General features: G+C 63.4%; 27 protein-coding genes and 1 tRNA gene. 12 read left to right on the top strand and 16 right to left on the bottom strand.

Translation table 11 applies throughout. The features are described from left to right. The first annotated feature begins 23 nt into the window (after positions 1–23). Genes PQ627_RS09800 through PQ627_RS09810 form a run of 3 tightly spaced genes read left to right on the top strand, consistent with a single transcriptional unit; the run spans position 24 to position 2,478 of the window. Complete coding sequence (locus PQ627_RS09800; RefSeq protein WP_274260600.1) at positions 24–1,244, top strand: MFS transporter; 1,221 nt, start codon at positions 24–26, stop codon at positions 1,242–1,244. A gap of 31 nt (positions 1,245–1,275) precedes the next feature. Further along, positions 1,276–1,917, top strand: coding sequence for a TMEM175 family protein (locus tag PQ627_RS09805; protein ID WP_274260468.1), 642 nt, complete (start codon positions 1,276–1,278; stop codon positions 1,915–1,917). A 54-nt stretch (positions 1,918–1,971) separates the two neighbouring features. Then, positions 1,972–2,478 (top strand): Lrp/AsnC family transcriptional regulator, encoded by a 507-nt coding sequence (locus tag PQ627_RS09810; protein WP_144659569.1) that lies wholly within the window; start codon positions 1,972–1,974, stop codon positions 2,476–2,478. A gap of 21 nt (positions 2,479–2,499) precedes the next feature. Here the strand turns inward: PQ627_RS09810 and PQ627_RS09815 are convergent, their stop codons facing one another. Next, complete coding sequence (locus tag PQ627_RS09815; protein ID WP_274260469.1) at positions 2,500–3,735, bottom strand: MFS transporter; 1,236 nt, start codon at positions 3,733–3,735, stop codon at positions 2,500–2,502. Between the two features lie 172 nt (positions 3,736–3,907). Here PQ627_RS09815 and PQ627_RS09820 point away from each other — a divergent pair, with 172 nt between their 5' ends. From PQ627_RS09820 to zapE, 4 genes are read left to right on the top strand one after another with little or no spacing between them, the layout of a single operon-like run. Beyond that, entirely contained in the window at positions 3,908–4,420 is a 513-nt protein-coding gene (locus tag PQ627_RS09820) for an Lrp/AsnC family transcriptional regulator (RefSeq protein ID WP_274260601.1), read from the top strand. 19 nt (positions 4,421–4,439) lie between these two features. Beyond that, positions 4,440–4,865, top strand: coding sequence for a DUF1761 domain-containing protein (locus tag PQ627_RS09825; protein WP_274260471.1), 426 nt, complete (start codon positions 4,440–4,442; stop codon positions 4,863–4,865). Positions 4,866–4,875: 10 nt separating this feature from the next. Continuing rightward, on the top strand, positions 4,876–5,871 hold the full coding sequence (gene corA, locus PQ627_RS09830) for a magnesium/cobalt transporter CorA (protein WP_274260474.1): 996 nt from the start codon (positions 4,876–4,878) through the stop codon (positions 5,869–5,871). Next, the gene (zapE, locus tag PQ627_RS09835) at positions 5,868–7,019 is read left to right on the top strand and encodes a cell division protein ZapE (protein WP_274260476.1); all 1,152 of its coding nucleotides are present in this window, start codon (positions 5,868–5,870) and stop codon (positions 7,017–7,019) included. The genes corA and zapE overlap by 4 nt, the downstream gene beginning before the upstream one ends. A 39-nt stretch (positions 7,020–7,058) precedes the next feature. Here the strand turns inward: zapE and PQ627_RS09840 are convergent, their stop codons facing one another. The 7 genes from PQ627_RS09840 to PQ627_RS09870 form a co-directional block, all read right to left on the bottom strand. Next, on the bottom strand, positions 7,059–7,589 hold the full coding sequence (locus tag PQ627_RS09840; protein WP_144659557.1) for a ferritin: 531 nt from the start codon (positions 7,587–7,589) through the stop codon (positions 7,059–7,061). Positions 7,590–7,643: 54 nt separating this feature from the next. Then, positions 7,644–8,015: a fluoride efflux transporter CrcB gene (gene crcB, locus PQ627_RS09845; RefSeq protein WP_144659555.1), complete on the bottom strand. Its 372-nt coding sequence runs from the start codon at positions 8,013–8,015 to the stop codon at positions 7,644–7,646. Then, entirely contained in the window at positions 8,012–8,455 is a 444-nt protein-coding gene (locus tag PQ627_RS09850; RefSeq protein WP_274260479.1) for a fluoride efflux transporter FluC, read from the bottom strand. The genes crcB and PQ627_RS09850 overlap by 4 nt, the downstream gene beginning before the upstream one ends. Further along, entirely contained in the window at positions 8,442–8,966 is a 525-nt protein-coding gene (locus PQ627_RS09855; protein WP_274260482.1) for a universal stress protein, read from the bottom strand. The genes PQ627_RS09850 and PQ627_RS09855 overlap by 14 nt, the downstream gene beginning before the upstream one ends. Before the next feature lie 39 nt (positions 8,967–9,005). Next, on the bottom strand, positions 9,006–10,718 hold the full coding sequence (locus PQ627_RS09860) for an ABC1 kinase family protein (protein ID WP_274260485.1): 1,713 nt from the start codon (positions 10,716–10,718) through the stop codon (positions 9,006–9,008). 3 nt (positions 10,719–10,721) lie between these two features. After that, a complete protein-coding gene (locus tag PQ627_RS09865; RefSeq protein ID WP_260842340.1) occupies positions 10,722–11,255 on the bottom strand; it encodes a PadR family transcriptional regulator in 534 nt (177 codons plus the stop codon). Positions 11,256–11,336: 81 nt separating this feature from the next. After that, on the bottom strand, positions 11,337–11,630 hold the full coding sequence (locus PQ627_RS09870; RefSeq protein ID WP_274260488.1) for a transcription initiation protein: 294 nt from the start codon (positions 11,628–11,630) through the stop codon (positions 11,337–11,339). 66 nt (positions 11,631–11,696) lie between these two features. On the opposite strand from PQ627_RS09870, the gene PQ627_RS09875 reads away from it, so the two are divergent. Continuing rightward, positions 11,697–12,314, top strand: coding sequence for a DedA family protein (locus PQ627_RS09875; RefSeq protein WP_443192750.1), 618 nt, complete (start codon positions 11,697–11,699; stop codon positions 12,312–12,314). Here the strand turns inward: PQ627_RS09875 and PQ627_RS09880 are convergent. Continuing rightward, on the bottom strand, positions 12,297–13,691 hold the full coding sequence (locus PQ627_RS09880; protein ID WP_274260603.1) for an MFS transporter: 1,395 nt from the start codon (positions 13,689–13,691) through the stop codon (positions 12,297–12,299). The two genes, PQ627_RS09875 and PQ627_RS09880, sit on opposite strands and share 18 nt — an antisense overlap. Positions 13,692–13,904: 213 nt before the next feature. On the opposite strand from PQ627_RS09880, the gene PQ627_RS09885 reads away from it, so the two are divergent. Continuing rightward, entirely contained in the window at positions 13,905–14,795 is an 891-nt protein-coding gene (locus tag PQ627_RS09885; protein ID WP_274260491.1) for a helix-turn-helix domain-containing protein, read from the top strand. A gap of 10 nt (positions 14,796–14,805) precedes the next feature. On the opposite strand, the gene PQ627_RS09890 is transcribed toward PQ627_RS09885, so the two are convergent. From PQ627_RS09890 to galU, 6 genes are all read right to left on the bottom strand, one after another. After that, positions 14,806–15,270 (bottom strand): DUF3806 domain-containing protein, encoded by a 465-nt coding sequence (locus tag PQ627_RS09890; protein ID WP_274260495.1) that lies wholly within the window; start codon positions 15,268–15,270, stop codon positions 14,806–14,808. An 80-nt stretch (positions 15,271–15,350) separates the two neighbouring features. Continuing rightward, positions 15,351–15,423, bottom strand: a tRNA-Ala gene (locus tag PQ627_RS09895). 36 nt (positions 15,424–15,459) lie between these two features. Continuing rightward, on the bottom strand, positions 15,460–16,260 hold the full coding sequence (locus PQ627_RS09900; protein WP_274260497.1) for an SDR family oxidoreductase: 801 nt from the start codon (positions 16,258–16,260) through the stop codon (positions 15,460–15,462). 6 nt (positions 16,261–16,266) lie between these two features. Beyond that, complete coding sequence (locus PQ627_RS09905; protein ID WP_274260605.1) at positions 16,267–17,145, bottom strand: hypothetical protein; 879 nt, start codon at positions 17,143–17,145, stop codon at positions 16,267–16,269. A gap of 130 nt (positions 17,146–17,275) precedes the next feature. Then, positions 17,276–17,902: a GNAT family N-acetyltransferase gene (locus PQ627_RS09910; RefSeq protein WP_274260499.1), complete on the bottom strand. Its 627-nt coding sequence runs from the start codon at positions 17,900–17,902 to the stop codon at positions 17,276–17,278. A gap of 5 nt (positions 17,903–17,907) precedes the next feature. Next, the gene (gene galU / locus PQ627_RS09915; RefSeq protein WP_186313510.1) at positions 17,908–18,843 is read right to left on the bottom strand and encodes a UTP--glucose-1-phosphate uridylyltransferase GalU; all 936 of its coding nucleotides are present in this window, start codon (positions 18,841–18,843) and stop codon (positions 17,908–17,910) included. A 97-nt stretch (positions 18,844–18,940) separates the two neighbouring features. Here galU and PQ627_RS09920 point away from each other — a divergent pair, with 97 nt between their 5' ends. The 3 genes from PQ627_RS09920 to PQ627_RS09930 all read left to right on the top strand — a co-directional run bounded on the left by PQ627_RS09920 (position 18,941) and on the right by PQ627_RS09930 (position 20,843). After that, positions 18,941–19,555, top strand: a complete 615-nt coding sequence (locus PQ627_RS09920; RefSeq protein WP_274260501.1) for a 5-formyltetrahydrofolate cyclo-ligase — start codon at positions 18,941–18,943, stop codon at positions 19,553–19,555. 143 nt (positions 19,556–19,698) lie between these two features. Then, a complete protein-coding gene (locus tag PQ627_RS09925) occupies positions 19,699–19,971 on the top strand; it encodes an FmdB family zinc ribbon protein (protein ID WP_274260504.1) in 273 nt (90 codons plus the stop codon). Between the two features lie 71 nt (positions 19,972–20,042). Continuing rightward, a complete protein-coding gene (locus PQ627_RS09930; protein WP_274260507.1) occupies positions 20,043–20,843 on the top strand; it encodes an RcpC/CpaB family pilus assembly protein in 801 nt (266 codons plus the stop codon). A gap of 14 nt (positions 20,844–20,857) precedes the next feature. On the opposite strand, the gene PQ627_RS09935 is transcribed toward PQ627_RS09930, so the two are convergent. Further along, the gene (locus PQ627_RS09935; RefSeq protein WP_274260511.1) at positions 20,858–25,015 is read right to left on the bottom strand and encodes a DUF4011 domain-containing protein; all 4,158 of its coding nucleotides are present in this window, start codon (positions 25,013–25,015) and stop codon (positions 20,858–20,860) included. Between the last annotated feature and the right edge of the window lie 43 nt (positions 25,016–25,058).

Here is a 25,058-nt window from a genome sequence, read left to right on the forward strand (position 1 = left end):
CTTACTGTTGGCCGGTGAACAACATGACCGTCGAGCCGGAAACCGACAGCTGGCAGGGCCACGCCAAAGGTACGCGCGGCTATGGCCGCGTGCTGGCGGCCCTGGCGCTTGCCGGCGTCGCAACCTTCGCGCAGCTTTACTCCACGCAGGCCGTTCTGCCGCTCATGGCCGCGGATCTGCACATCACCGCAGCGGAGGCGGCGCTCAGCATCTCGCTCGCCACGGTAGGACTCGCCGTCACGGTGCTGCCATGGTCCTTCGTTGCCGACAGGATCGGCAGGGTCCGGGCCATGGCGATCGGCATTGCCGGCGCAACCCTGTTGGGATTGCTGGTTCCACTGGCTCCAACGGTTCCCGTCCTCTTGGGGCTCCGCGCGCTTGAGGGCATGGCCCTGGGCGGCATTCCCGCCATCGCCATTGCCTACCTCAATGAAGAAGTCACCAAAATCCACACCGCGTTGGCGGCAGGAAGCTACGTTGCGGGTACAACACTTGGTGGTCTGGCGGGTCGCTTGGTAGCCGGCCCTGTGGGAGAAGTCTGGGGCTGGCGGACAGCGGCCCTCGCCGTCTCCCTGCTCGCCGCCATATCCGCAGTCCTGTTCCTGGTGCTTGTTCCCAAGCAACGGCGCTTTACGCCCTCTCCGGCCACTGGATTCCGTGGCGCCATCCGCACCTTGGGCGGCCATGCCGGCAATCCGAAACTCGTCTCGCTCTACCTGCAGGCGTTCCTGCTCATGGGTGGCTTCGTGGCGGTCTACAACTATCTGGGCTTCCGGTTGCACGCGGAGCCCTTCGCCCTTCCCGCCACGGTGGTCAGCCTCATTTTCCTGGCCTACCTTTCAGGCACCGTGAGCTCCCGATGGGCGGCAGGTCTCACCACCAGGTTTGGACGGCGGAACGTTCTGGTGGCGGGCATTGTCATTTCGTCGGCGGGACTGGCCCTGACCCTACTGGAAAACCTCGTTGCCATATTGGTCGGGCTGGTCATCTTCACGGGTGGATTCTTTGCCGCCCACAGCGTAGGTTCCGGCTGGACGGGTGCCATCGCCACCACCGGCCGGGCACAGGCGGCATCGCTGTACAACCTGTCCTACTACCTTGGCTCCAGTGTTATCGGCTGGGCCGGCGGCCTTGCCTTCCAAGGGTTCGGCTGGACTGCTTTGGTGCTCGGCGTCATCGTCCTCTCATGCACGACGGCGGCAGTCACCTTGGTGGTTCACCGCACCCCGCGTCCGTCCCCCTGATTCCCGCCCGGTCTGGTCCTACAATCGAGGCATGACACAGCTCGCGAGCTCACGGGACCTGTCGTCGCCGGAACGTTTGCAGGCGTTTACCGATGCCGTGGTGGCGATTGCCTTGACCCTGCTGATCCTGCCCCTCATGGAGAGCGTTGGGGAGTTGGCGGACCATGACGGAACCACGGCCCAATGGCTTGTGGAGGAGCAGTACGCCCTGCTGGGTTTTGCCCTCAGCTTCATCCTGATTGCCGTGTTCTGGACGCACCATCACCGACTGTTCCGTCAGGTGCGGCAGGTGGATTCGGGGTTGCTGTGGCTGACCGTCGCCTGGATGTTCTTCATCGTGGTGATGCCCGTGGCAACCTCGCTCTCCACCCAAATGGATGCCGACTGGGCCCAGCCGCTGGTGTACATCGGAACGTTGTTCGCAACCAGTTTGATGCTCCTCCTGGCACGCATCTATCTCAGGGCACATCCCGCGCTCCACACCATGGACCCGGGTGAGATGCGCTCCGGAATCCGGGCCGGGACGGTTGTGGCCGCCCTTTTCCTCGCTGCGTTGCTTGTGGCCCTTGTTCTTCCGTCAGCGGGCAACTTCCCACTGCTGCTGATGTTGCTCAGCGAGCCGCTCCAGCGCCTGGACCGGCGCAGGGAGTCCAGCAAGCCCGCAAAACGATAGGCACCTGAAGAATTCACCGATTAGGATAGGTGAAAGGCAATTTCAGGAGGATCCGTGAGCACCCCCACGAAGAATGTTCGGTCAAGCACGGGCAGCGCAGAGCCGTTGGACGCCATCGATGAGCGGATCCTCGCAGCCTTGGTGGAGGACGCCCGCATTTCCAACAAACAGTTGGCGGAACTGGTGGGCATCGCCCCCTCCACGGCCCTGATGCGCACACGCGCCCTGTCCGAGCGCGGCATCATTGAAGGCTTCGAAGCGGTCCTGAGCCTGCCGGCCATTGGACGCTCGGTTCAGGCATTGATCGCCGTACGTCTTCGCGCCCACGACCGCGACCAGATCGACCGCTTCACCGCCCGGGTGCCCAAGCTTCCGGCCGTCATCTCGACGTTCCACACCACTGGCTCAGTCGACTACCTGCTGCACATCGCCGTCGCCAATACGGACGACCTCCGCAACTGGCTCCTGGACAACCTCGCCACCGACCCCGTGGTCGGCCACACCGAAACCACCATGGTGTTCCAACACATTCCCGGCAACCGGGGACCGCTGCCCGAGTAAACTGCAGATAGAGCCTGCGCGTCAGTCCCGCAGGGCATTCTTCAGCGACACAGCGGCCAGTGCCAGCGCCGCCGCACCGCAGAGGACGGTGAAACCCACGACGGCGGCCTGCAGGCCCCACGCCGTGACAGCCACTCCCAGCCCAATCACCGGAACGGCGCTGCCCAGGTACGTGATGACGTACACCGTGCTGATCACCTGCGCATGACGGGCAGCCTCCACTTTTCCGGCGACCTCATTGAAGACCTGCCTGAAAGCTATGCCTTGGCCCATTCCTGCCGTGATGCTCGCCGCGACCAGCAGCCAAGGACTCGACCACGCAGCTGCAGCTCCCACCATGACCACGGAGACGCCCAGCACTGCCAGAGCCACGGGCACCGTAAAACGCCCGCGGACCCCCAGCAATTGGCTGAACGCTGAAGCGCCCAGGGTGACTCCGGCCAGCAGGCCGATCAGCGGCCGGGAGTCCGCGTGGACCACCGTGGCGAAGTAGCCCGGTGCCAGTGACAAACAGAACCCGAAGACAGCGAAGCTCAGGAATCCCGTGGCAGCCGCCATCCAGAAAGCACCCCTGGCGTTACGGGAGATGGACGGCTTCCGCGGAGCCAGGACCCTGTGGGCCCGGGGACCGTCCGCAGGGGCGATCGCGGGCCTGGCCTTAAGCAGCCACAGTGGAACAAGTGCCACCAACAGCACTGCCGAATGCAGGTAGTAGGGCGTACGGGTGGGCTCCGGAAAGAGCGACAAAAGCCCTCCGATGGCCGGACCTGCGGCCACGCCACCAGCAGAGGAAAGCAGGGTGAAACGGGAAGCCCAGTCGGGGCGTTGGGGCAGCAATTCCCGAAGGGCTGCCGAACTGGCTCCGGTAGCGAGTCCCACCGCGACCCCTTGAAGGGCCCTGCCCGCGGACAACGACAACAGCGAATCTGCATTGGCGAAGATCACCCCACCCACCAGCCCCACCAGGACTGCGAGCACCAATGCAGCCCGGCGCCCGATGTGGTCCGACCAGTGGCCCGCCAGCATGAGCACGGCAACCAAGGCCAGGACGTAGCTGGAAAAGGCCACGGTCACATCAAGCGATGACAAGCCGATCCTGGCTTGCAGCAAGGGGTACAGGGGCGTGGCCAGGTTTGCGCCAACCAGCAGCGTAAAGATCACAACGCCTGCCAGGACCAGCCTGGCGGTGGTGGAGGCATCCCATCCCCAGCGTCCGGCGGTAGCCGGGCGCATGCGGAGTTCGCTCAAGACAGTCATTTCCATGCCTTCGGACTCGGTGGCTTGCAGTTGATTCCTTGTGGGAGGTACTGCCCGGCCAAGTATTGATGGCAATAGAATGCAGGAGCACTGACCCTTGCAAGCGTCAAAAGGTGCAAAGATTGATCAAAATACTCAAAGAGGCAGCCGCCGAGTGATCCGGAGTGACCATTTGAACACCCTCGACCCCCTGGACCTGAAGATCCTCCTCGAACTCATCAAGGACCCCCGCATCCAGATAGCCGAACTCAGCGAAGGACTCGGCATCGCGCGGAATACCGCCCAAAGCCGGCTCAAGCGCCTGCGCCGCACCGGCGTTCTGCAGGCCGCCGGACGTGAGGTGGACCTCGAAAAGGTGGGGTACGACGTCGTCGCTTTCGTCACGATCGAGGTCACCCACCGCGAACTCGACGGCGTCATTGGCGCCCTGCGCCTCATCCCCCAGGTCCTCGAAGTGCACGAGATTTCCGGCCGCGGAGACCTGTGGTGCCGTGTGGTGGCCACCGACACCCACAACCTGCAGTCCGCGCTGCGCTCGGTCCTGCGAACCAAAGGGGTGATCCGGACCGAAACAGTGCTGGCCCTTCACACGCATATCCCTTACCGCACCGAACCGCTCATCGGACGGATGGCAGCAGCCCCAACACGCAGCAAAAACGAGCAGAGCCCGGGGGCAGAGGCCTGAGGAAACTAGGATCGTAGGCATGGATTGGCTTTCACACATTTCCCAGATCAACTGGCTCGCCGTTCTCCTGGCCTTCGTTTCAAGCATGGTGATCGGCTTCGTCTGGTACATGCCGGCCGTTCTTGGACGCCGGTGGATGGAGGCGATCGGCAAAACCGAGGACGATCTCAAGAACATCGAAGGCGGCGCAGGAATCTGGGTCCCCATGATGCTCGCAGCCGCAGTGACCAGCATCCTCCTTGCCATCCTCATCAGCGCACTGGAACTGAACACCTTCTGGGCGGGTGGGTTCTTTGCCCTGATTCTCGCCGTGGTCTTCCGCGCCGGGGGCCATGTGATCCACAACGGCTTCGCAGGCCGTCCGTCGTCCGTGACAGTGATCGATTCCGGCCACGACATCGTGGCAATGACTGTTGCGGGCGTCATCATCGGAGCCATGCAGTAGCGTTCACCTTGTGACCATTATCGACAACGCCGTTTATGTGGACGGCGTCCGCACAGCCACCCCGCGCAGCCTCGAGCAAACCTTCGAGACCTTGGCCCAACACGGTGGCATGGCCTGGATCGGCCTCTATCGCCCCACCCAGCAAGAGATGGCTGCGGTAGCCCGGGAGTTCGGCCTGCACAGGCTTGCTGTGGAGGATGCCGTTTCTGCCCATCAGCGGCCGAAGATTGAACGCTATGACAGCAGTTTGTTCACGGTCCTGCGACCTGCGAGGTACCTGGACGACACCGAATCCGTGGAGTTCGGCGAGCTGCATATCTTCACCGGCTCCAACTTTGTGGTGACCATCCGCCACGCCGAAACCGGCGGGGTGGCCCGGGTCCGCCACAGGTTGGAAGCCAGGCCGGACCTGTTGTGCCACGGCCCCGAGGCGGTCCTCTATGCCCTCCTGGACCAGGTAGTGGATGACTACGCACCGGTGGTTGCGGGCCTGGAAAATGACATCGACGAGATCGAAGACCAGCTCTTCAGCGGCGACAGCGCCGTGTCCCGAAGGATCTACGAACTCGCCCGCGAAGTCATCCAGTTCCAGCGCGCCATCCAGCCCCTCCCGGACATCATGTCCTTGCTGGAGAAGGGCTTTGAGAAGTACGGCGTGGACATCGAACTGCAGCGCTCCCTCCGCGATGTCGAGGACCACGTGCAGCGGGTCATTTCACGGGTGAACTCCTTCCGGGACCTGCTCCAGAACGCCTTGACCCTGGATGGCACCCTGACGGCCAACCGGCAAAACGAGGCCAGCGCCGCCCAAAACGAGCAGGTCAAGAAGATCTCGTCCTGGGCGGCCATCCTCTTCGCTCCATCGTTCGTGGCCGGCGTCTACGGGATGAACTTCGACTACATGCCCGAGCTTCACTGGACCTTCGGCTACCCCATGGCCATTGGCCTCATGGTGGGTGCGGCAATGCTCATGTACCTCATCTTCAAACGCAAAGGGTGGCTGTGACGCCCCTTCTGAGGCCGGCTCCGCGCGCTGCGAGGGACACCGCCAAGAGGCTGCTGGAAGGGATAGCCCTCGACGCCGGACGTTCGGGCTTTGCGCTCGAAGAAAGCCAGCGGCAAGCAGCCGAACGGCTGGCGGCCTTGGGCGCGGAGGTGACTGTCCGGCGTCGTACTCTTTCCCGGAAAGTGCCACGAAGCCTTTACCTCCACGGCCCGGTGGGGCGTGGCAAAACATGGTTGATGGACAGTTTCTTCGCCCACTTGGACGCGCGAAAACGGCGGGTCCACTTCCACGACTTCTTCCGCAAGCTCCACTCGGGAACCCGGGGGTCCAGTGCGGACAGCGCAACGGCAGTCCAGCATTCGGTGGATGCGTTGCTCGATGGAATTGATGTGCTCTGCTTTGACGAGTTCCATGTCCACGATGTTGGTGACGGCATGTTCATTGCCCGTCTCCTCCGCACCGCGGCGGAGCGCCGCATCCCTTTGGCAGTCACCTCGAACTACGCACCGGATGAACTCCTGCCCAACCCGCTCTGGCACGACCATTTCCTGCCCACCATTGCGGCCATCAAGGAGATGATGGACGTTGTGAAGATTGATGGTTCGTCAGACTTCCGGCGCTTTCCCGCAACCGGGTCAAACGGTCCCAGTGGCTTCGATTCCTTCCGGGCCGGGCAGATCATCGAACCTGGGACGCCCCGCCAGCTGGGAAGGCTCGGCCTGTTCACCCCGCCGGCCTCGCAAAGCCGGGTGCTATCGCCCACCACCCAGGCTATCGTCGTCAAGAACTCCGATCCCGATGTCCTTTGGGTGGGATTCGAGGAGTTGTGTGGCGGGCTGACCTCCACGTCCGACTATCTGGTCCTGGCTGAAACATTCACCACCTGGGTGATCGACGACGTCCCCTCACCGGCGGAGGCAGCGTCATCATCCGCTCCCGGCTGGCAACGCTTCAGCAACGTGGTGGATGTCCTGCACGATCAGGACATCACTCTGTTCCTCATAGGCCGCGGGCCCCTGGACTGGGACATCGAAGCCGAGGGCAACGGCCTGCCCGTGGACCTCGCCCGCATCGCCAGCCGTTTGTCCTTGCTCGGCCGTTCCCAGCCCGAGGATGACGGGTCACGTGAAGAGGCCGCCGGAAGCTGAGCCTCCGGCGGCATCAGGACCGCGTGCAGTCAGGTTCTCCTACAAGGCTCCGCCGGCAGCAGAGGGTGCACCGGCGTCGTGGCCGCCGTCGCCCACGGCCTCGCGGGCCACGTAGTTTTCAATGTCGAAGAGGTTCTCGGCACGCTCGGTGATGTTGAGCAACGTGGTCATCGATGCCACTTCTTCGACCTGCTCCTTCAGGAACCACAGCATGAACTGCTCGCCCAAGGCATCGCCTTCGGCACGGGCAGCACGGAACATTTCCTCGATGTTCCGGGTAACTTCCTTTTCCTGCTCCAGGGCCAGGGCGATGGGTTCCTTGGCGTTGCTGAAGTTGTTGCGCACAGGTGCAATGCCCGGAATTTCAACGTGGACATTACGGTCCAGCATGTACTGGACCATCATCATGGCGTGGTTGCGTTCCTCCAGGGATTGGCGGTAGAAGTGCCGGGCAAGCTGCGGCAGGTCTTCACCGTCAAAGTACACCGCCACGGCGATGTACTGCTGGGAGGCTGCAAACTCGTTGGCAACCTGGGCGGACAACAGTTCATTGAAGGTCTTGTTAGCCATGGCTCGATCCTACAACCGCGCAACTTCGCCCCGCTGGGTGAAATTCAGCCCGGTCTACGGCAGGAGGAAGCTGACGCCCACACCTGCCGCCGCGGCCACGACACTGGCGACCATTGACCCTAAACCATTGAGGAGGGCAAGTCCGGTCCTGCCACTTTGAACCAGGCGGATCGTTTCCAGGCTGGCCGTGCTGAAGGTGGTGTAGCCGCCCAGGAAGCCGGTGCCCAGGACCAAGTACAAGGACTCGGGTGCTTCACCGCGCATCATCAGCCCCGCCAGGAAACCGAGTACCAGTGAGCCCGAAACGTTGATAACGATGGTGGCCCACGGGAGGGCAGTCTTCACCTTTGCACGAATGAGGCCGTCCACCAGGAACCTGGCAGCGGCGCCCACTCCCCCGGCCAAGCCGAGAAGCAGGACCGTCACGCTCCGGTTCCTGATCTCAGCCGGTGATGCCAGGCGCCGAGCCAGATTCCGGTGGTCGTGGCTGCGGCCCCACCCAGGAAACTGGCGGCCAAGTAACCAGCAGCGGCAGGGACGGCGCCGGCGCCCAGCAAGTGGACCGCGTCCACCGCGAGGGTGCTGTAGGTGGTGTAGGCGCCCAGGAACCCCGTACCCAAGGCGAGCCGAACGACCCGGCGACTTCCGACGTCGGGCCCTCTGCGGGCGAGTCCCTCAAGAAGGGCGCCAAGGGCCAAAGCCCCGGACAGGTTGATGACCAAAGTGGGAAGGGGCCAGGATCCGGGCGCGGGAATCACCAGTCCCAGGCCATAGCGCGTGAGTGCCCCCACCACCCCTCCGGCGGCAACGATCCCCATGAATCCCCAGTGCAGGTGGACAGGACGTTTGGACTTAGTCGTCGTCATGGTCCTCCGGGACCCGCGGGTTCACGGGTATCAACAGCACGGGGCGGTTTTGTCGGTGCAGCAAATGGCGGGCTACGGAACCGGCCGTCAAGTCCTTGAGTGTCGCCGTCAGGCTGTGCTCGCGCGTGCCCACCACGATCATGGATGCTCCGAGGTCCTCCGCCTCTCGGGCAAGGGCCTTCGCCGGTTCTCCCGCCAGCGGAATGATTGACCACTGGATGTCTGTTCCAGACAGTTGTCCAGCGATGGTCTCTTTCAACGCGCCAACGGCGTCGGGAGCATCATCTTCCATACCGTCAGGATCAATCGGAGCCGCAGGACCGCCGGTGGTACCGTCCACCGGATACACGGTGACATCGACGTAGCCGAAAACCAGGGGAAGGTTCGCGCTGAGGGCTACGCGGGCCGCCTGCTCCACCACCACAGGATGTTGTCCAGGCATGACGCCCACCAGGACAGGTCCGTTCATGCCATCGGAGAACTCACGACGGCGGGCAGGAGTCTCAGTCACAGGGCAAGTCTACGGCGCGGCAGCTCAGCTGTTGTTTCGTCAGCGGTTGTGTCGGCGCCCCGTCACCGTGGCGACAAGCAGGGGGACCACCGAGGACACCATCAGCACATTGCCCAGCACCACGTCCCCTCCCCGGACAACTGCTCCTGCAACCAACAAGCCACCGAACATCAATGCGGCAACGCCGGCTCGCGCCAACCGAATCAGCCGCGCCACCTGGCGCTCCAACCGGCGGTTGGACACCTGCAGCGAGCCCTCCTCCAACCGCGTCACCAGCCCGTCCAGTCGTTTGGGCAGGCGGAAGGCCAGCGTCGCGGCGTCGAGTGTCTGCGAGGCGATGTCATTGAGCAGGTTGCCGCGTTCATCGCGCAACAGTCGGGCGGCGTAAGGCTCCACCGAATCCCACAGGTTGAAGCGCGCGTCCAAGGAACTGCAAACACCCGACGTCAGGGACATCGCGCGGATGATCAGCAGGAAGTTCTCCGGCAGTTGGAACGGAAGAGAGCGGATGACGCTTCCGAACTCGGCCCCGAAATCGCGAAACTCCCGCGGGTCCACATCGCGAAGTTCCGCGAAGCCCATGCCGCCGAAGCGGGCAAACAGCTGCGTCATGGCGCGTTCGAGCTCCCCTGTGTCAGCCGAGGGCATCAGCACTCCGATGTCACTGATCGCAGCCACCAGCCCTTTTCCGTCCCGGGAGGCGGCAGCGATCAGGAGCTTGCGAAGCCCGGCACGCGTTTTCGTGGGAACCTCGCCCATCATGCCGAAATCAATGAACGTCAACTTCCAAGGATGCTCCGCGTCGCCACCGTTGGGGGTCACGAAAATGTTGCCCGGATGGGGATCAGCGTGGAAGAAGCCATTCGTGAAGAGTTGGTCGAACATCACCGATGCAAATACGGGTGCGACGTCTGAGGGATCGATGCCGGCCAAGCGGAGCGCCTCGGCGTCGGTAATCTTGATGGCAGTGACGTCCTCAAGGGTGAGCACCCGGCGCGTGGTCCGCTCCCACACCACTGCGGGCACCGTCACCTTGGCATCATGGGCGAAGTCCGCGCCAAAACGTTCGGAGTTGGCCGCCTCATTCAGGTAGTCGATTTCCTCCAGGCTGGTCTGGGCAAACTCCCTGATCAGCGCCGGGACGTCGGCACGGTCAGAGACGATACGGATCCGGCTCAGCCACCCTCCCACTTTGCGCAGGGCGGCGAGATCAATGTCAACGATGCCCTGTATGCCGGGCCGCTGGACCTTGAAAACCACACTACTCAGCCCGGTATCCTCGGCGTTGCCGGGAAGGAGTTTGGCACGGTGGGCCTGCCCGAGGGACGCGGCTGCGATGGGCGTCTCCTCGATCGAGGCGAACACCGATTCCAGAGGTGCCCCCAGTTCAGCCTCGGCAAGCTGGCGAATGGCCGGAAACGGCACCGGTGGCACCTCGTCCTGGAGCCCCTCCAGTTCCGCCGTGATTTCCGGAGGCAGGACATCCAGTCGCGAGGACATGAACTGGCCCACCTTGATCATGAGGCCGCCAAGCTCCACCGCGAGTTGGTGGAAGCGTTGGGCGAAGCGCGTCATTCTCCGGGCACGATTGCGTTCAGTCAGCCGGCGCAGGCCCAACCGGGGCAGGAAAAGCTCGAACCACCACGTCACCGCGAGGTGCCAGGCGGCGAAACGCAGGATACGGCGGTAGCGGGCACTGGCGCTCACTCCGCCCGCCACATCTCCTGCTTGATCACGTCGACCCGACGCCACCCCTCAGTCCTGAGCGAGGATCGAGTACAGCCGGCGGCGTGCTTCTTCAAGCACCGTCACCGCTTCCCGAACCTGTTGCGGTGTGCCTGTCCGGCCCACTTGTGCTGCAGCCTGGGCAAGTTCCATCCCGGCTTTGGGCAGTGCGGCAAAACCCGGGCCCGAGGAGGCACCCTCTGAGCTCCAGGGGGCGGACGTCCCGGAACCGGCAACGTCCTCCCGGCCTGCTTCAGTCAAGGAATAGATCTTGCGTCCGCTGGATTCCTCCGAAGTGACAAAACCCTCGTCCGAGAGGAGCTGAAGCGTGGGGTAGACCGAACCCGCACTTGGTTTCCAGTTGCCACCGCTGCGCTCTTCGATTTCCCGGATGATCTGATAGCCATGCATCGGCCGTTCGGCGAGCAGGGCCAGAATTGCGGTCCTTAGCTCACCCCGGCCGGCCCGCCCTCCGGAGCGCTTCTCGAATCTCGACCGGAACTCCTCCACGGCCTGCCACATTCCGTCGAAATTGTTTCCCATAAAGCCGCTTGAATTGTGCATTGAGCCCACCTCATGACATCGCGAACGATACTGAACGATATACCTAACGATATAGCTGGTGCAGTGCCAAGACAATGGACATCAACTGGCGGGATCGTACTGGAACGCCCTGACTTCCTGGGCGCAGCGGCAAGCCGCTGCCATCTTCGCAGCCCATTCCAGCGCCGCGTCATGAGATGGCAGCTCCAGGATGGAGTAGCCACCTTCAAGCTGCGATGTCTGGGGGTACGTTTCCTCCCGAACCGAACCACCGCCGTCGACCATTACCGGCGGGACGCTTTCATCGAAGAGCGGGGTCTCGGAAGGAATTCGCGGCCAGGCTCCGTGTGTGGCTCCGCTTTGCCCGATGGCGCAGATGGCAATAGCGTTGACCATGGCGGAGACGAATGAAAGGGCGACGGGTTGATCAGCGTACTGCGAGCCCCAGGTTCGATCGAAAACTTGACCGGAATAGTGGGCATCGCAGCTCAAGTGATTGACGCCTTGGGTGAGTGGGGCATCGGCCTGATGACGTTCCTTGAGACCGTCTTTCCTCCGATCCCCAGCGAGGTGATACTCCCTCTCGCAGGCTTTCTGGCCCAGCAAGGCAGCATGAGCATCGTTTTGGTCTTCGTCACCAGCACACTTGGCGCTTACGCGGGTGCCTTGTTCCTGTACTGGCTCGGCTATAAGGTCGGCTTGGAACGGGCGATTACTTTGCTCTCGAAACTGCCCCTGGTGGACAGGGAGGACTTCGAAAAAGCGTCCGCGTGGTTTGAACGCCACGGCAAATCCGCCATCTTCTTCGGCAGGCTCCTGCCTGGCGTGAGAAGTCTCATCTCCCTGCCCGCGGGTGCCGAACGGATGAAAATCCTGACGTTCTCCATTTTCACTATCGCCGGTGCCGGCCTGTGGAATGCCTTGCTGATCGGCCTGGGCTCCTTGCTCGGCACGCAGTACCACCTGATCGAACAGTATTCCCGGTTCCTCAACTACGCCGTGTACGCAGCGCTGGCCGTGTTCGTGGGCTGGCTAGTTCTGCGGAGTGTCAGGCGCCGGAAGTCAGCGGAACGCCGGTAGCCCGGACGTTTTCCGCAGAAACACGGCAACCAACAGGGCCGTTACCAAGCACAGGCCGGCGTTGACCCAGATGGCAGTGGTCACCCCTCCGAGCACGGCCGGGGCAGCATGGTTGCCGATGGCCACAATCCGCGCAGTAAAAATGGCGCTCATCACCGGTATGCCCAGGGTGATTCCGATTTGCTGGCTCATGGTTGCCAGTCCAGTGGCCAACCCCTGCTCGGTGTCCGTCACTCCCGACGTCGCAGTGACCATAAAGCCCACGATGACCACCAGGTTCGCCACTCCGCCGATGAAGGTCGCCACCAGCAGCAGTCCGATGGAGGCAGGGTCGGCGCTCAGAAGCACCAGCGCACCGGAGGCAATGGCTTGGACGACGAATCCATAGACGATCGCCTTCTTGTTCCCGAGCTTGCCTATGACCTTGGGGCCCAGGACTCCGCCAAGGACCGTACCAAGACCCAGCACAGCAAAGGCCAGACCGGCGCCGAGCGGGGTGTAGCCGAGGACCTGCTGCAAGTACAGGGTCAGGAGGAAAACCAGGGACGTCTCGGTGACGAAGGCCAGGATGCCCGCCGTGTTCCCCCACGCTACAGTGGACCGCTTCAGGATGCTCAAGGGTACCAGCGGCGATGATGCACGACGCTCGACGGCGACGAAAGCGATAAAAAGCACGACGGCGGCCACAAGGGAACCCAGCGTCAGCGGATCGCTCCATGAGTGCTCGGCCGCGTTCGTGAGGCCGAAAACCAATGCCAGGAGACCCAGCGTGACCGTGATGGCGCCCGGTACGTCCAAGCGCAGCCTGGTAGCTGGCTTGCTTTCGGACAGAACCATCGGGCCAATAATGAGCACAGCGAGGGCTACGGGGATGTTGATGAGGAATGCCCAGCGCCAACTGAGCAGATCGGTCAGCAGCCCGCCAAGGATGGCACCGGTAGTGAATCCGGCGGCCATGAGGGAACCGTTAAGGCCCAGCGCCTTATCCCTCAACGGCCCTTCCGGGAACGAGGCAAGGAGGAGTGCCAAGGCTGCGGGGACCACCATGGCAGTGGCGATGCCCTGGCCCACGCGGGCGATGAGCAGCACCGCCGGGACCGTGGCCAAGCCACCGGCCAGCGAGGCCACGCCAAGCAAGGCCATGCCGAGGAGGAACATCCGGCGGCGGCCTGCGATGTCGGCGACACGCCCGAACAGCAGCGTCAGACCGGCGGCGCATAAGGCGAACGCCGTCGCGATCCATTGGAGGTTCTCCAAGCCGAAGCCGACGTCGGCACCTATGGCCGGGAGTGCGACGTTGAGGATGGAGAAGTCAACTGCCAGGGTGAAACTGGCCGCAAGTAAGACGACGAGCGCAAGCCTTTGCCGGCCCGTCATCCGCCCGGGTGGAACGGCGGCACCCGAGGGCCGTCCGTCGGGTTCTGCTGCAACGTGCGATGTCATGGGAGTCCTTCCGTGGAGGTGGCGCTGCTGTTGCGCACCATCTGGAATCTCCACTGTCACCGAACGCGGGTGACTCAACCACACCCCCTCGTGCCTACCCCTGACAGGGACAGGACAGCACCCAGGAAGACCGGCAGAATGGGGTTCATGAGCAACTACAGCGAACTTGGGGAGTTCCTTCGCGTCCGAAGAGCCGCTTTGCAGCCGGAGGATGTCGGCCTCATCAACTACGGAATCCGCCGCGTTCCCGGGCTCCGCCGGGAAGAATTGGCGATGCTTGCCGGGGTGAGCAATACCTACTACACGCGCTTGGAGCAGGGCCAGAGCAACAACGCTTCCGAGGCCGTCATTGACGCCATCGCCAGGGCCCTGAACCTGAACAGCGACGAGCGCAAGCATCTGTTCAACCTCGCCCGGCCATCGAGCATCAAGCGGCGTCCATCGATCCGGCCGGACAAAGCAAGGTCCGGAACCTTGCGTCTCATCCAGTCCATGCCCAACACTCCAGCTGTCGTCATGGGGCGTCGCAGTGAAGTCCTGGCGTGGAACCGGCTCGGACACCGCTTGGTCGCCGGTCACTTGGCTTTCGAGGCACCCTCGCGGCCCGCGGCGAGGCCGAACATGACGCGAATGCTGTTCCTGGACCCCCACACCCGTGAGCTGTATACCCGTTGGCGTGAGGAAGCCGCCCGGGCTGTATCGTCACTGCGCTTGCTCGCCGGGCGCTCAACCGAAGACCCTGAACTGGCCTCCCTTGTTGGTGAGCTGACCATGACCAGCGAAGAGTTCGCCAAACTGTGGGCCAGGCATCCGGTCGAAAACTGCATGTCGGGCATCAAACACATGCATCATCCCGACGTTGGCCACCTTGAGCTCCATTTCGAAGTCCTTGGCCCGCCGGATGAATCAGGTCACCGGATTCTTATGTACTCAGCTGATCCGGGATCTCCTGCCGCTGAGGCGCTTCAACTGCTGTCGTCCGTACAGCCAGTGGCCAATCTTGAGGCGGACCGCCCCTTGGAATCCGGCCAGCGGTAGGCCGCGGGGACTAGCTCAGTCGACCCAACTGCTTGTACACCGCAGTGGCGAGTGCCGGGATAAAGTCGCCGTCCTCGCCCCGCACCCAGCGCTTTTCCACGGCGTTCAGGGGGTAGACCAGCATGTTGTTTTGCTCAGCGTGAAGCGCCAACTCCCGCCCGAGGGAGTCCTCCGCAATCACCCAACGCAACGGCGTGGTCCGCGCCAACAGCTCACCATAGGCGACGCCGGCAGCGTTGCAGTACGGCTCTTGAAGCTCCGCGTGGGTGCCCTCCGGGGAACTCTGCCACGTCGCGTACACCAGCTCATAAAACCCGGCTACGCTGGCGGGATCCTCGAGGTTCACTTCCGCCTGGTCCGCAAGTTTGATGTGGCCGGCGAGGAAGGCCCTGTGATCGACGCTTAGCTCGCTGTAAACCGGCTGCTCGAAGTCCTCGACGGGGGTAGCCGTTGTCCGCTTTCTGAAGAATCCCATGGGAAACAGCTAATCAGGTTTCCATAACGAGAGCCGGACGCCACACCAGCGGCACCAAGGTGAGGCAACGGGACAAAATGTGGAGCTAAGGAGATTCGAACTCCTGACCTCTTCGATGCGAACGAAGCGCTCTACCAACTGAGCTATAGCCCCCGGACCAGGCATTTCCGCCCGACCAGTGTCCCTAGGCTACAAACTTTCCCGGCGCTTTTCCAACCACGACACGAACGTCTCCATGCCAACCGCGTGCTCCGGGACAAGATTGTGGCCGGCCCGAAGGAAAGCACCCATGGAACCCGGCAAAGGCACGCTGATAATCCTTCCCCGCGACCCAGTAGTGGCCTTCCACTGCTCGGCCATTGAACGCATTGGCAGCACTTCCGGCCCACCCACCGTCCGCACCCACTCCCCAGTCGCAGGCGAATCCGCCAACGCCACCGCCAGCAACTCCCCTGCAACGTCGGCCGGCGAGATCGACTGGAACGCCACACCCTTGAACACAGGGATCAATCCCACCCGAGCCCCGGCGGCAAAGATGCCGGCGACGAGGCCGTGGAACTGGGTTGCGCGCACCACCGCCGTCTCCAGGGCCGCCTCCGCATACTTGCCTTCCTTGGCAGCCTTGGAAACGTAATACGGGAATGTGCTCAGATCGCAGTTGATGATGGACAGCAGCACGGCCCTCCGGACACCCTGCGCCACGGCGGCAGCGAGAAGCCGCCCACCGCCGTCGGCGAATTGCTTTTGCGCCTTCCCGAACTGGCCTTCGAGGCAGTCAATAACGACGTCGGCACCTGCCACCGCGGCCGCCAGGCCAGCGCCCGTGGTGACATCGCCGGCGAAGTAGGTGACGCCGTCGTGATGGCCTGAAGAACCGGCGTCCGGGACATGGCGGCTAAGAACCGAAACCTGGTGCCCGGCATCCACAGCAAGCCGGACGACCTCGCGGCCCACCTGGCCAGTACCACCGGCAACGCAGATGGAACTCATGTGGTCTCAGGCGCGGCGTCGCTGCAGGACGTCGTCCAGGTTGCTCAGGGCGCTTTGGCCCTTGGGGGAAACTGACGCTTCAGCTTGTCCAGTCGACTGCTTCAGGACCGGCTTGCCCACGGGCTTCGGCGCTTCCGGCAGATCCAGCGGTTCAGGCGCTGGGCGCTGGGCCTTCGCTGCGTCAACGTAGGTAGGCTTCGGAACCTCGACGGGCTGCCAGCTGGCACCCTTGGAGTCTGCGGCGGCCTGCGCCGACTCATCTCCAGCGGCGACAGCAACGGCCAACGCTGCCTGGCGCAGCTCCACCGCCGACAAGCGGGCGTTCTCGCGGCTGGTGGCCTCGGCATCGAAAACTGCAGTTTCCTTGACCTCAACCGCCGGTTCTTTCGGCAGATAACGCGCAGGCGTGGGAATGGGCGATGCCTGCGCTTCGCGGCGGGCGCGCCGTTCGCGAAGGTCGCGCAGGGCCAGTTTGCGCAAAACCACGACGGCGACCACCGCACCGATGAACGAGACCAGCGGCAACCAGACAGTGCCTGTACCGAAAAGACGCACAATGCCCGAAACGATAGCCGTCAGCAGCAGGACAAGCCCTGACAAGGCCAGAGTGAGCCGCGCATAGCGGATAGTGAAGGGCGTGGGGGCCGGTTTGCCCGCCGAGGACTCGGACACACGGGATTCCTGGGGCGACGCCTGTGCTTTGCTGTGCATGGTCTCCATCGGTTTCTCCTGCTGAGGTGCCAAAGTCAGTACCACCCCTGCCTGCGGTTCGTCTGGTTCGTCGTCGAAAGCCTCTGCTGGAACAGCGGCCGCTTGGACTTGCTGGCGTCTGTTCCGCAGAACATACGGCGCCACCCAGACCATCCACAGCGCGACAGTGACCACAAGTATCACTGAGCTGCTGAGAGGGAAGTCCACATTCAAAACCGTAGAAGCAAATCACCGGGGGTGGCGGCATTGCGGCCGGTGTGTCGTGGTCGAGTCCGCAAATGACTGGAGATAAGGCCGAAATGGCCTATGACCTGCCCGTTTGTCCTTTGAGCCACCTGCGAAGCAGACCCTCCGGAACTTCCTCCGACGTCAAGGCGAAGGAGCGGTGGTCAGCCCACTGTCCATTGATGTGCAGATACCTTTCCCGGTACCCCTCATCGCGGAATCCAAGCTTCTCCACGACCCGAAGGCTGGGCCCGTTTTCAGGCCGGATGTTGATTTCCATCCGATGCAGCCCGAGCACGTTGAAGCAGTGATCCGTCGCCATCGCTACCGCTGTGGGGGCAATGCCGCGGCCGGCACGGTCCTTGTCCACCCAATAGCCAAGTGTGGCCATCATGGCTGATCCCCAGATAATCGAGGAAACCGTCAGCTGACCCACGATTGCGGGTTCACGGAGGCCGGCTGTGCGTTCAACGATGACAAACGGCAAAGCCGTGGAGTGGCGCGCCTGCTCGTTCAAGGATGCAACCATCTGGCGATAGCTGGGGAGGCGGCCACCCGGAGCCGGGTTGGACGCCTCCCACGGCGCAAGCCAATCACTGTTCCGCGAACGGACCTCGGACCATTCCCGCTTATCGCGGTACCGGATGGGACGAAGTGCCAGGTCTCCGCACTCCAGCGTCACCGGCCAGATCGCAGAACCGTACATCCTTGTTACTGGGGAAGCGTGGCGGTGAAGTTAGGCAGCCACTCGCGAAGCTCAGGACCGAGGTCCTCACGCTCGGCTGCCAGCTCGATGCAGGCTTTGAGGTAGCTGAGCTTGTCGCCGGTGTCGTAGCGGCGGCCGCGGAAGACCACGCCGTACACGCCGTAGCCCTCTCCTTCGCCGGCTGCCAGGACCTCAAGGGCATCGGTCAGCTGGATTTCTCCACCGCGGCCCGGGCCGGTCTTCTCCAGGACCTCGAAGACAGCCGGGTGCAGCACATAGCGGCCAATTACGGCAAGGTTCGAAGGGGCCTCTTCGGGAGACGGCTTTTCCACCAGCTGCTTGATGCGGACGTAACCGTCCTCGTCGATGTCCTCAACGTCGGCGCAACCGTAAGCGCTGATCTTGGAAGGCTCCACCTCGATCAGGGCCACGACGGAACCGCCGGTCTTCTGCTGGACAGCGATCATTTCGCTCAGGAGGTCGTCGCGGGCGTCAATGAGGTCATCACCAAGGAGTACGGCAAAGGGCTCGTAACCGACGTGCTGCTTTGCACGCAGGACAGCGTGGCCCAGACCGTTCGGATCGCCTTGGCGGACGTAGTGGATGTCACCGAGGTTGGTGGCGGACTGGATGGCTTCAAGCTTGGCGGTGTCGCCCTTTTCAGCCAAGGTCGCTTCAAGCGCCGGCACCCGGTCAAAGTGGTCTTCCAGGGCGCGCTTGCTGCGTCCTGTGATCATGAGGACGTCGTGCAGGCCCACCTTGACCGCTTCTTCGACGACGTACTGGATGGCGGGCTTGTCGACCACGGGCAGCATTTCCTTCGGCATCGCCTTGGTGGCGGGAAGGAACCGGGTACCAAGACCCGCTGCGGGGATGACAGCCTTACGGACAGCGTTGTTATCGAGAGTCACCGGACTAATGTAACGGAAGGAACAGATCATCGGCTAAACCCCCGCCGCGCGGCTTGCACATTTTCTTGGCTGCTCAACACCACGCAACAATTCAATCGGACCCCACGAACCTGAGGATTGGACACAGATGGCATCGAAAGAAGACATCCGCCGCAGCCGGCGACTCTACAGAAGGGCCCTGTCCCCGGAGCAGATCGCAACAGCGGGCGAGGCCCTGGCCCAGCATGGAACCGCCTGGGCCAAGGGCATCACCTCCGGCGAACCGGCCAGGTTCGCGGTGTATGTGGGGGTCGCTTTCGAACCACCCACCATGCCACTGCTTGAGGCCCTTCATGACGCGGGCCACGAGGTGCTGCTTCCGGTCTGCGAACCGGAACGCCAACTGAGCTGGGTGTACTGGACTCCGTCGACGGTCTTTGAGCGCTCCACCTACGCACCCATCGACGAACCCCTGGGCGAGCGATTGGACAGTTCAGTGGTGGCCACGGCCGCGGGGATCTTCATGCCGGCAACCGCCGTGGATCGTGATGGGAACAGGATCGGCCAAGGCGGCGGATACTACGACCGGCTGCTGCAGGGCCTCGATGCCTCCGGTCAGCGGCCGCCCACCATCGCGGTGGTGTACGACGACGATTTGTTGCCTTCCGGCTCCATACCCGCCGAAGCTTTTGATCGCCCTGTGCGGGAAGTACTGACGCCGTCCGGCGTCGTCACCCTGGATGACGCCGGAGAAGACGCCTAAAGGGTGGTGAGTTCCGGCACAGGTGCTGGCGAACGCCGCAGGGACGGGTGATAGAATTGGCACTCAGGCCCTGGGACTGCTAATGCGGAAACTCTTCGCTGCGGCGCCACAGGACCTGAACTTTGTCCTAAAGGAGGAACTCAGTGCCCACATACGCATACGCCTGCAAAGACTGTGACCATGCCTTCGACATCGTCCAGTCCTTCTCAGACAGCTCCCTGACAGAGTGCCCGGAATGCAAAGGCACGCTGCGCAAGAAGTTCAACAGCGTTGGCGTCGTCTTCAAGGGCTCCGGTTTCTACCGCACCGACTCGCGTGACACGAAGGGCAGCAGCACCGTTTCGGCAGCGCCCTCCACTCCAAGCGCAACTGCGGCCGCCACGCCCGCTCCCGCCGCCGCGGCAGCAGCGAGCTAAGTCCCGGGACTTTTCCACATAGGGAAGCCGGCCCCTGCCATGGGGCCGGACAAGCTCGTTAGCGTGGCGGCATGCCACCTACTTCCCGAAGCGCCCTCCTTGCCCGCGCCGAGCGTTCGGCAGGAACAGCTGACCGCGAGCCATTTCGGCTGCCCATGCAATACCGCCTGCCCTCCCCCGGGCGCGCCCGCCCAACATTCAGACGTGACGGGCCTCCAACACCACGCCAACAGCCACGACGCACGCCGAGAGCATGGCTTTCGCGGAATCGCCGGCTCTGTATCGCCCTGCTTCTGTGCCTTGCCGCAGGGTTGGCCGTCCAACAGCTGACTCCAGCGTCGGCGGAACGCGTCACCGTCCTTGTGGCAGCACGGGAACTACCGGCGGGTGCCAGTCTTAGGGAATCCGACTTCACTACTGTTGACGTCGCACCCGAACTCGCCGTGCCCGCACAGGCGAAGGACCTTGGGGGTCTCGTTGGGCGCCAACTGGCTTCTCCGCTTGGCAAGGGGCAAATCCCAACCGACTCAGCTCTCCTGGGCCCCGGCCTGCTCACCGGCACTCCCGCAGGTTCCGCTGCCGTCCCCCTCCGCATGGCCGACGCCTCCTCGATCCAGCTCCTTTCGCCAGGGCAGCTGGTGACGGTGGTCCTTACCGCGTCCGGCTCCTACGATGAATCGCGGCCAAGCCAGGTTCTTGCCGGACCTGTTCCCGTGCTGTGGACCTCGACTCAGGGCGGCAAGGCAGGCGAGTGGCTTGGGACGAGCGACACCGACGGGCTGGTGGTGGTTGCAGCCAACCCCCAACAAGCAGAAAAGCTTGCCGGCGCATCAACGCAAGGCAAGCTTTTCTTTGTATTGGTCAGCCCATGAAGCTTTTCAGGCGATCAGCCCCAGTGCGGGGGCTTCTGCTCCTTCAACCACTGCTCGTGATCGTAGCCGGTCTCGTCGCCCCAGGCGCGGGGGTCGTCCTCCGCGGCTTTCGTGGGCAGGATGCCGCCGGAGCTGTGCTTGGCGGGGGTCGTTTCCGTAGCTTTTTCAGCAGTGGCCTCGTCCTGGCCGCCGGCGTCGCCTTCGGCACCGCCGTTGCCGGTGCCGCTGTCTTGTTCCGTCATTGCTGCTTTCCTGTCCGCTGCCTGGTCCCGCTCGCTGCCATTTTCCCCGGGCTGCTTACCCGAGGCGGCGGTCGAAGGGCGGGTGAACGCTGGCTTTGCCTTGTCCAGATTCAATTGTTCAACATCCATGTCCAGGAAACCATGCTGCGGAGAATCCGTGGAGGTGAGAATGTGGTTCTCCAGGCCGAGGTAGGAACCGATACGGTCCGCGCAGGAGGACGGGTCCGTGAAGACCTCGATCGTCCAGAGGGACATGTACCGCCAGCCCATGCGCTCCAGGAGCTGCGGCCGCAACCTGCTGCGTTCACGGACACTCATGCGCCGGTAGCGTTCCGTGCCATCGGATTCGATGGCCACCGGCGTTGGGATCTCGGCTCCCTCGCGGCCAATCGTGTGCACCGGATCGGCAGCGGCGGCAATGTCCAGGACGCCGTCGTAGAGGTGCCACACCCGCGCACCCCTGGCGCGCAGGCGTTCTCCGAGGTCGGCAACCAAAGGGTCTTCGCCGAGGGCCTGCTCACTGGCAACTGCCCTGGACGCCGGGGTTCCGAGATTGCTGTTGCCGGAGAGTTCCCGGTCCAACAACTCATAGAAGTCCACAGCACCGTGCGACAAACGGTCCAGGTCAAGATCCTCAGGCCGGAAGCAGCTCAGTACGTGCATGGAGCGCCGGGCCCTGGTCATCGCCAAGGCGAAGCGGTTACGGCCACCTTCAGCCGACAAGGGGCCAAAGGAGTGGAGTGCCCGGCCGTGGGGTGTGCGCCCGTAACCGAGGGAGAAGATCACGTGGTCCCGGACCAGACCTTGCGCGCGTTCAAGATCCACCACACGGAAGGACTCAGGGCCGGCCGCGAAGAAGGACGCCAACAAAGGATGGTTCGGCAGTTGAAGCCTGATGGCCTCGCCGATCCTGGCAGCGTGGCGCAGGCTTGCTGTTACCACGGCCAAACTGGTGCGTGGACGCAACGTGGCGTGCTCGAAGACGAGGTCAACCACACGGTTCACTTCTGCGGTGACCGACTCCACGCCCTCGTGATCGGCTCCGGGGAGTCCGGTGCCGTCGGGAATGTACTCGACAAGGATCGAACGATCCAAGCCAGTGACCGAGTTGCCGTCGGGCAGTCGCTTCAGGCCGCCGTCGTAGTAGTTCTTGCTCAACTGCAGAATCAAGTCCTCGTCAACTGCCCGGTACACCCAGTTCAATTGCCACGAGGGCAGGACCCGGGACAGAGCCTTGAAGGCACTCTCCACTGTTTCGTGGCCGGCCACGCCGGCCACCGGCGGTTCAACAGCCACGCTGAAGGTCCGCGCGTTGGCGATCTTGGCATCGCCGAATGCCACCACTTGCTGGGCACGTGCGATCGCGGGCAGGACTGCCTGCAGGGACGTCGACTCGGCGTCGATGACCACCACGGCGTCAAACTTCTGCTCGGCGGGGAGGACTCCGGTGAGCAGATAAGGGCTGACAGACCACACCGGGACCAGCATCGGCACGAGGTCCGGAGCTTGGGCGCTCAGGGCAGGCAAGGTTACCCGCCCATCCTTCAGCAAGGCACGCAGCAGCTCGGCCTGGCGGGGGTGGTCAACCAGTCCTTGGCGCCACCTCTGTGCGAGCTGCCACCGGAGCCGGGCAGCACCGCTGGCGATGTGCGCCTGGTCAGCCAACCTGAACTCGGCTTCAAGGCGGCGCAGGGAGTCGCCGTCGGACATGGCGAGGTAGTCGTCGCCGCTGATCATCGCTTCCAGGGCGGACTGCCACCAGGCCAGGTCCAATTCGGCAGCCACCGAGGACGCGGGGACTTCGCGTTCGGCCAGATCCGCCAGCAGCTCTCCAAGGCCGTGCTCACGCATTTCCTCGATCAGGAGGGTGCGCTCCGGCAACGACTCCAGCGTGTCAGTGTCTGCCACAAGACTCTCAAGGCGCTCCATGAGCTCCGGGTAGGGCGTACCGTGAAGCGAGCCGCCGGCAGAGGTGTGCTTGAGGGCGTCGCCGAGTCGCCGGAGTTCGGTATCGAGCTCGCGGTAGAGCGCACCGAGGTCGGCCAGGCCGGAGGGAACGGCCGGGTGGCGTTGGGTTGTGGCGTAACCGGCCCAGAGCGCGCGCTGCTCCTGGACAAGAACCAACGAACTGTGGAGGTCGGCAATGTGAACGCCGGGCCGTACATATTCCTTGGCCACGCGCCGCAGCCTGGAGCGCTGCATGGACGGCATCTCGATGTTCCGCTCACGCCGCCATGCCGAACTGGCAGTGGCCGAAATGAGGTCGTGCACCGGTCGGTCAAAGATGTCCGGCGTGAACTTGTCCAGGCTCTCGCGCACGGCGATCAGCAGTTCGAGCTGGGCACCCCATTCCGTAAAGGTGTCGCCCAGGCGGATCTCGGCGTGATCGGACACCTGCTTCATGCGGTCGCGCAGGACGGGGAGTTTCTCCGCGGCCAGGCGGGCAAGCTGCTGCGCTTCCTCGGTTTCCTTGCGGGTGACCAAGCGGGCGCCGTACCAAGGACTGCTGGTCGAAGCCCGGCTGAAGCTTCCAAGTTCTGCGGCACGCCGGAGCCGTGCAGCAAGTTCCTCGCGGTCCTTGATGTTGTCCAGGACGCTGCGCTTCAGACGCACGGTCGTGGAGGGAGCCGGATGGATGGATGTCAGTTCCGCGAGAGACTGCATGGCCTGGTACGGCGAGCAACCCCAGCGTTCCCGGACGTTATGCAAGGACGCTACGTGGTCCATGAGGGCGTGCCGATGCCCGGTCAGCGTCTGGTGGAGGTTGCCGAGCTGGGGTTCGAGCGCCTTCTCGTTGCGCATGATTGCCCGAACCAGCTGCGCTTTGAGCTGCTGCGGAGTGGTTCCGTTACCGGGGCGGAAGAGCAGCGAATCAAGTCCCAGTGATTCCAGGTGCGCGGACAATCCTGCGAGGCTGGACTGCCGGTCCCCCACCACCAGGACCGACTTTCCTTCGCAGACCAACGCACCGATGGCGTTGATGGCAGTCTGGGTTTGCCCGCTCCCCGGAGGCGTACTGACCACCAGGGAGTCACCGGCGCGTACGGCGTCAACCACGTATTGCTGGTCCGTGTCGGCATCAAGCAAGAGGAGCTCATCGGCCGGATCACGGAGGTCAAGGCTGGGGAACCTGCCTGCCTTGATGGATTCCGGCTCGATGTCGCCACCGTTGGCTGCAGTGGCCAGCGCGGCCACCGTGGGGTTGTTCAGGTTGATCCACGGATCGTCCAGGTTGCCCGACAGGTCAGCCAGGGTTGTGACCAGGAGGTTGAATTCCACCTCGGCGCCATGGATGGGCTGAACCAGCGTGGACAAACGGTCCAGGACAGGCTGCGGATCCAACCGCGCGGTGTTGTACGCCATGCGGGCCACTGCGTTGACGTCAAAAACGATGCCGTGGACCGTCTTCAGGTGACGTACCAGGGCCGGGTTCATGCGTGCTTGCTCAGTGAGCTGAAGTTCGAAATCGTCCTCCCCCGGCCGGACCGTGAGAACGATGGAGGTGAGCATGACAGGCGCGGAGACACGCTGCGGTTTGCCGCCGACAGCTGATGTCCACACCACGGTACCTGCGGACAAGTACCCGGCTTCGATACCGCGGTCATTGCTGAGCTCGAAAATCTTCGACCTGATGTTCCGGGCTGCCCGGGCAGCCACGAGATATTGCTGGCGGTCCCTGATCAGGGTGGACAAGCGTGTCCTGCGGCCCGCCAACAGCTGCGCCAACCCTGAGGGATGCGCGTTGCTGAGGTCAATGGCGCCTTCGGGCGTCTTGACGAAACGCAGCATAGTGTCTGCCCCTGTGACGGGTTTGAGACCAGACAGCCATTTGCGGAGCTCTTCAGAGCCCTCTTCCTGGCCTTGACCTACTGACACGACTTCTGCCTTCTTTTCTGTACTAGCTTTAGACGCCTTGGACCATACCGGCATACTTTCGAGGGTAGCGGGAATCCATGGCCAGCCCGCTCCGCAA

This window comes from Paenarthrobacter sp. AB444 (assembly GCF_028736865.1).
GTDB lineage: Bacteria > Actinomycetota > Actinomycetes > Actinomycetales > Micrococcaceae > Arthrobacter > Arthrobacter nicotinovorans_B.

What these genes read in the sequence shown, in the direction of transcription:
- PQ627_RS09815 (WP_274260469.1), bottom strand. Translation starts at nt 3,735, where the DNA reads ATGACTGTCTTGAGCGAACTCCGCATGCGCCCGGCTACCGCCGGACGC.
- PQ627_RS09800 (WP_274260600.1), top strand. Translation starts at nt 24, where the DNA reads ATGACCGTCGAGCCGGAAACCGACAGCTGGCAGGGCCACGCCAAAGGT.
- PQ627_RS09865 (WP_260842340.1), bottom strand. Translation starts at nt 11,255, where the DNA reads ATGCACAATTCAAGCGGCTTTATGGGAAACAATTTCGACGGAATGTGG.
- PQ627_RS09900 (WP_274260497.1), bottom strand. Translation starts at nt 16,260, where the DNA reads ATGAGTTCCATCTGCGTTGCCGGTGGTACTGGCCAGGTGGGCCGCGAG.
- PQ627_RS09920 (WP_274260501.1), top strand. Translation starts at nt 18,941, where the DNA reads ATGGCATCGAAAGAAGACATCCGCCGCAGCCGGCGACTCTACAGAAGG.
- PQ627_RS09805 (WP_274260468.1), top strand. Translation starts at nt 1,276, where the DNA reads ATGACACAGCTCGCGAGCTCACGGGACCTGTCGTCGCCGGAACGTTTG.
- PQ627_RS09840 (WP_144659557.1), bottom strand. Translation starts at nt 7,589, where the DNA reads ATGGCTAACAAGACCTTCAATGAACTGTTGTCCGCCCAGGTTGCCAAC.
- PQ627_RS09880 (WP_274260603.1), bottom strand. Translation starts at nt 13,691, where the DNA reads ATGACGGGCCGGCAAAGGCTTGCGCTCGTCGTCTTACTTGCGGCCAGT.
- PQ627_RS09885 (WP_274260491.1), top strand. Translation starts at nt 13,905, where the DNA reads ATGAGCAACTACAGCGAACTTGGGGAGTTCCTTCGCGTCCGAAGAGCC.
- PQ627_RS09930 (WP_274260507.1), top strand. Translation starts at nt 20,043, where the DNA reads ATGCCACCTACTTCCCGAAGCGCCCTCCTTGCCCGCGCCGAGCGTTCG.
- galU (WP_186313510.1), bottom strand. Translation starts at nt 18,843, where the DNA reads ATGATCTGTTCCTTCCGTTACATTAGTCCGGTGACTCTCGATAACAAC.
- PQ627_RS09935 (WP_274260511.1), bottom strand. Translation starts at nt 25,015, where the DNA reads ATGCCGGTATGGTCCAAGGCGTCTAAAGCTAGTACAGAAAAGAAGGCA.
- PQ627_RS09910 (WP_274260499.1), bottom strand. Translation starts at nt 17,902, where the DNA reads ATGTACGGTTCTGCGATCTGGCCGGTGACGCTGGAGTGCGGAGACCTG.
- PQ627_RS09890 (WP_274260495.1), bottom strand. Translation starts at nt 15,270, where the DNA reads ATGGGATTCTTCAGAAAGCGGACAACGGCTACCCCCGTCGAGGACTTC.
- PQ627_RS09870 (WP_274260488.1), bottom strand. Translation starts at nt 11,630, where the DNA reads ATGGTCAACGCTATTGCCATCTGCGCCATCGGGCAAAGCGGAGCCACA.
- PQ627_RS09825 (WP_274260471.1), top strand. Translation starts at nt 4,440, where the DNA reads ATGGATTGGCTTTCACACATTTCCCAGATCAACTGGCTCGCCGTTCTC.
- PQ627_RS09850 (WP_274260479.1), bottom strand. Translation starts at nt 8,455, where the DNA reads ATGACGACGACTAAGTCCAAACGTCCTGTCCACCTGCACTGGGGATTC.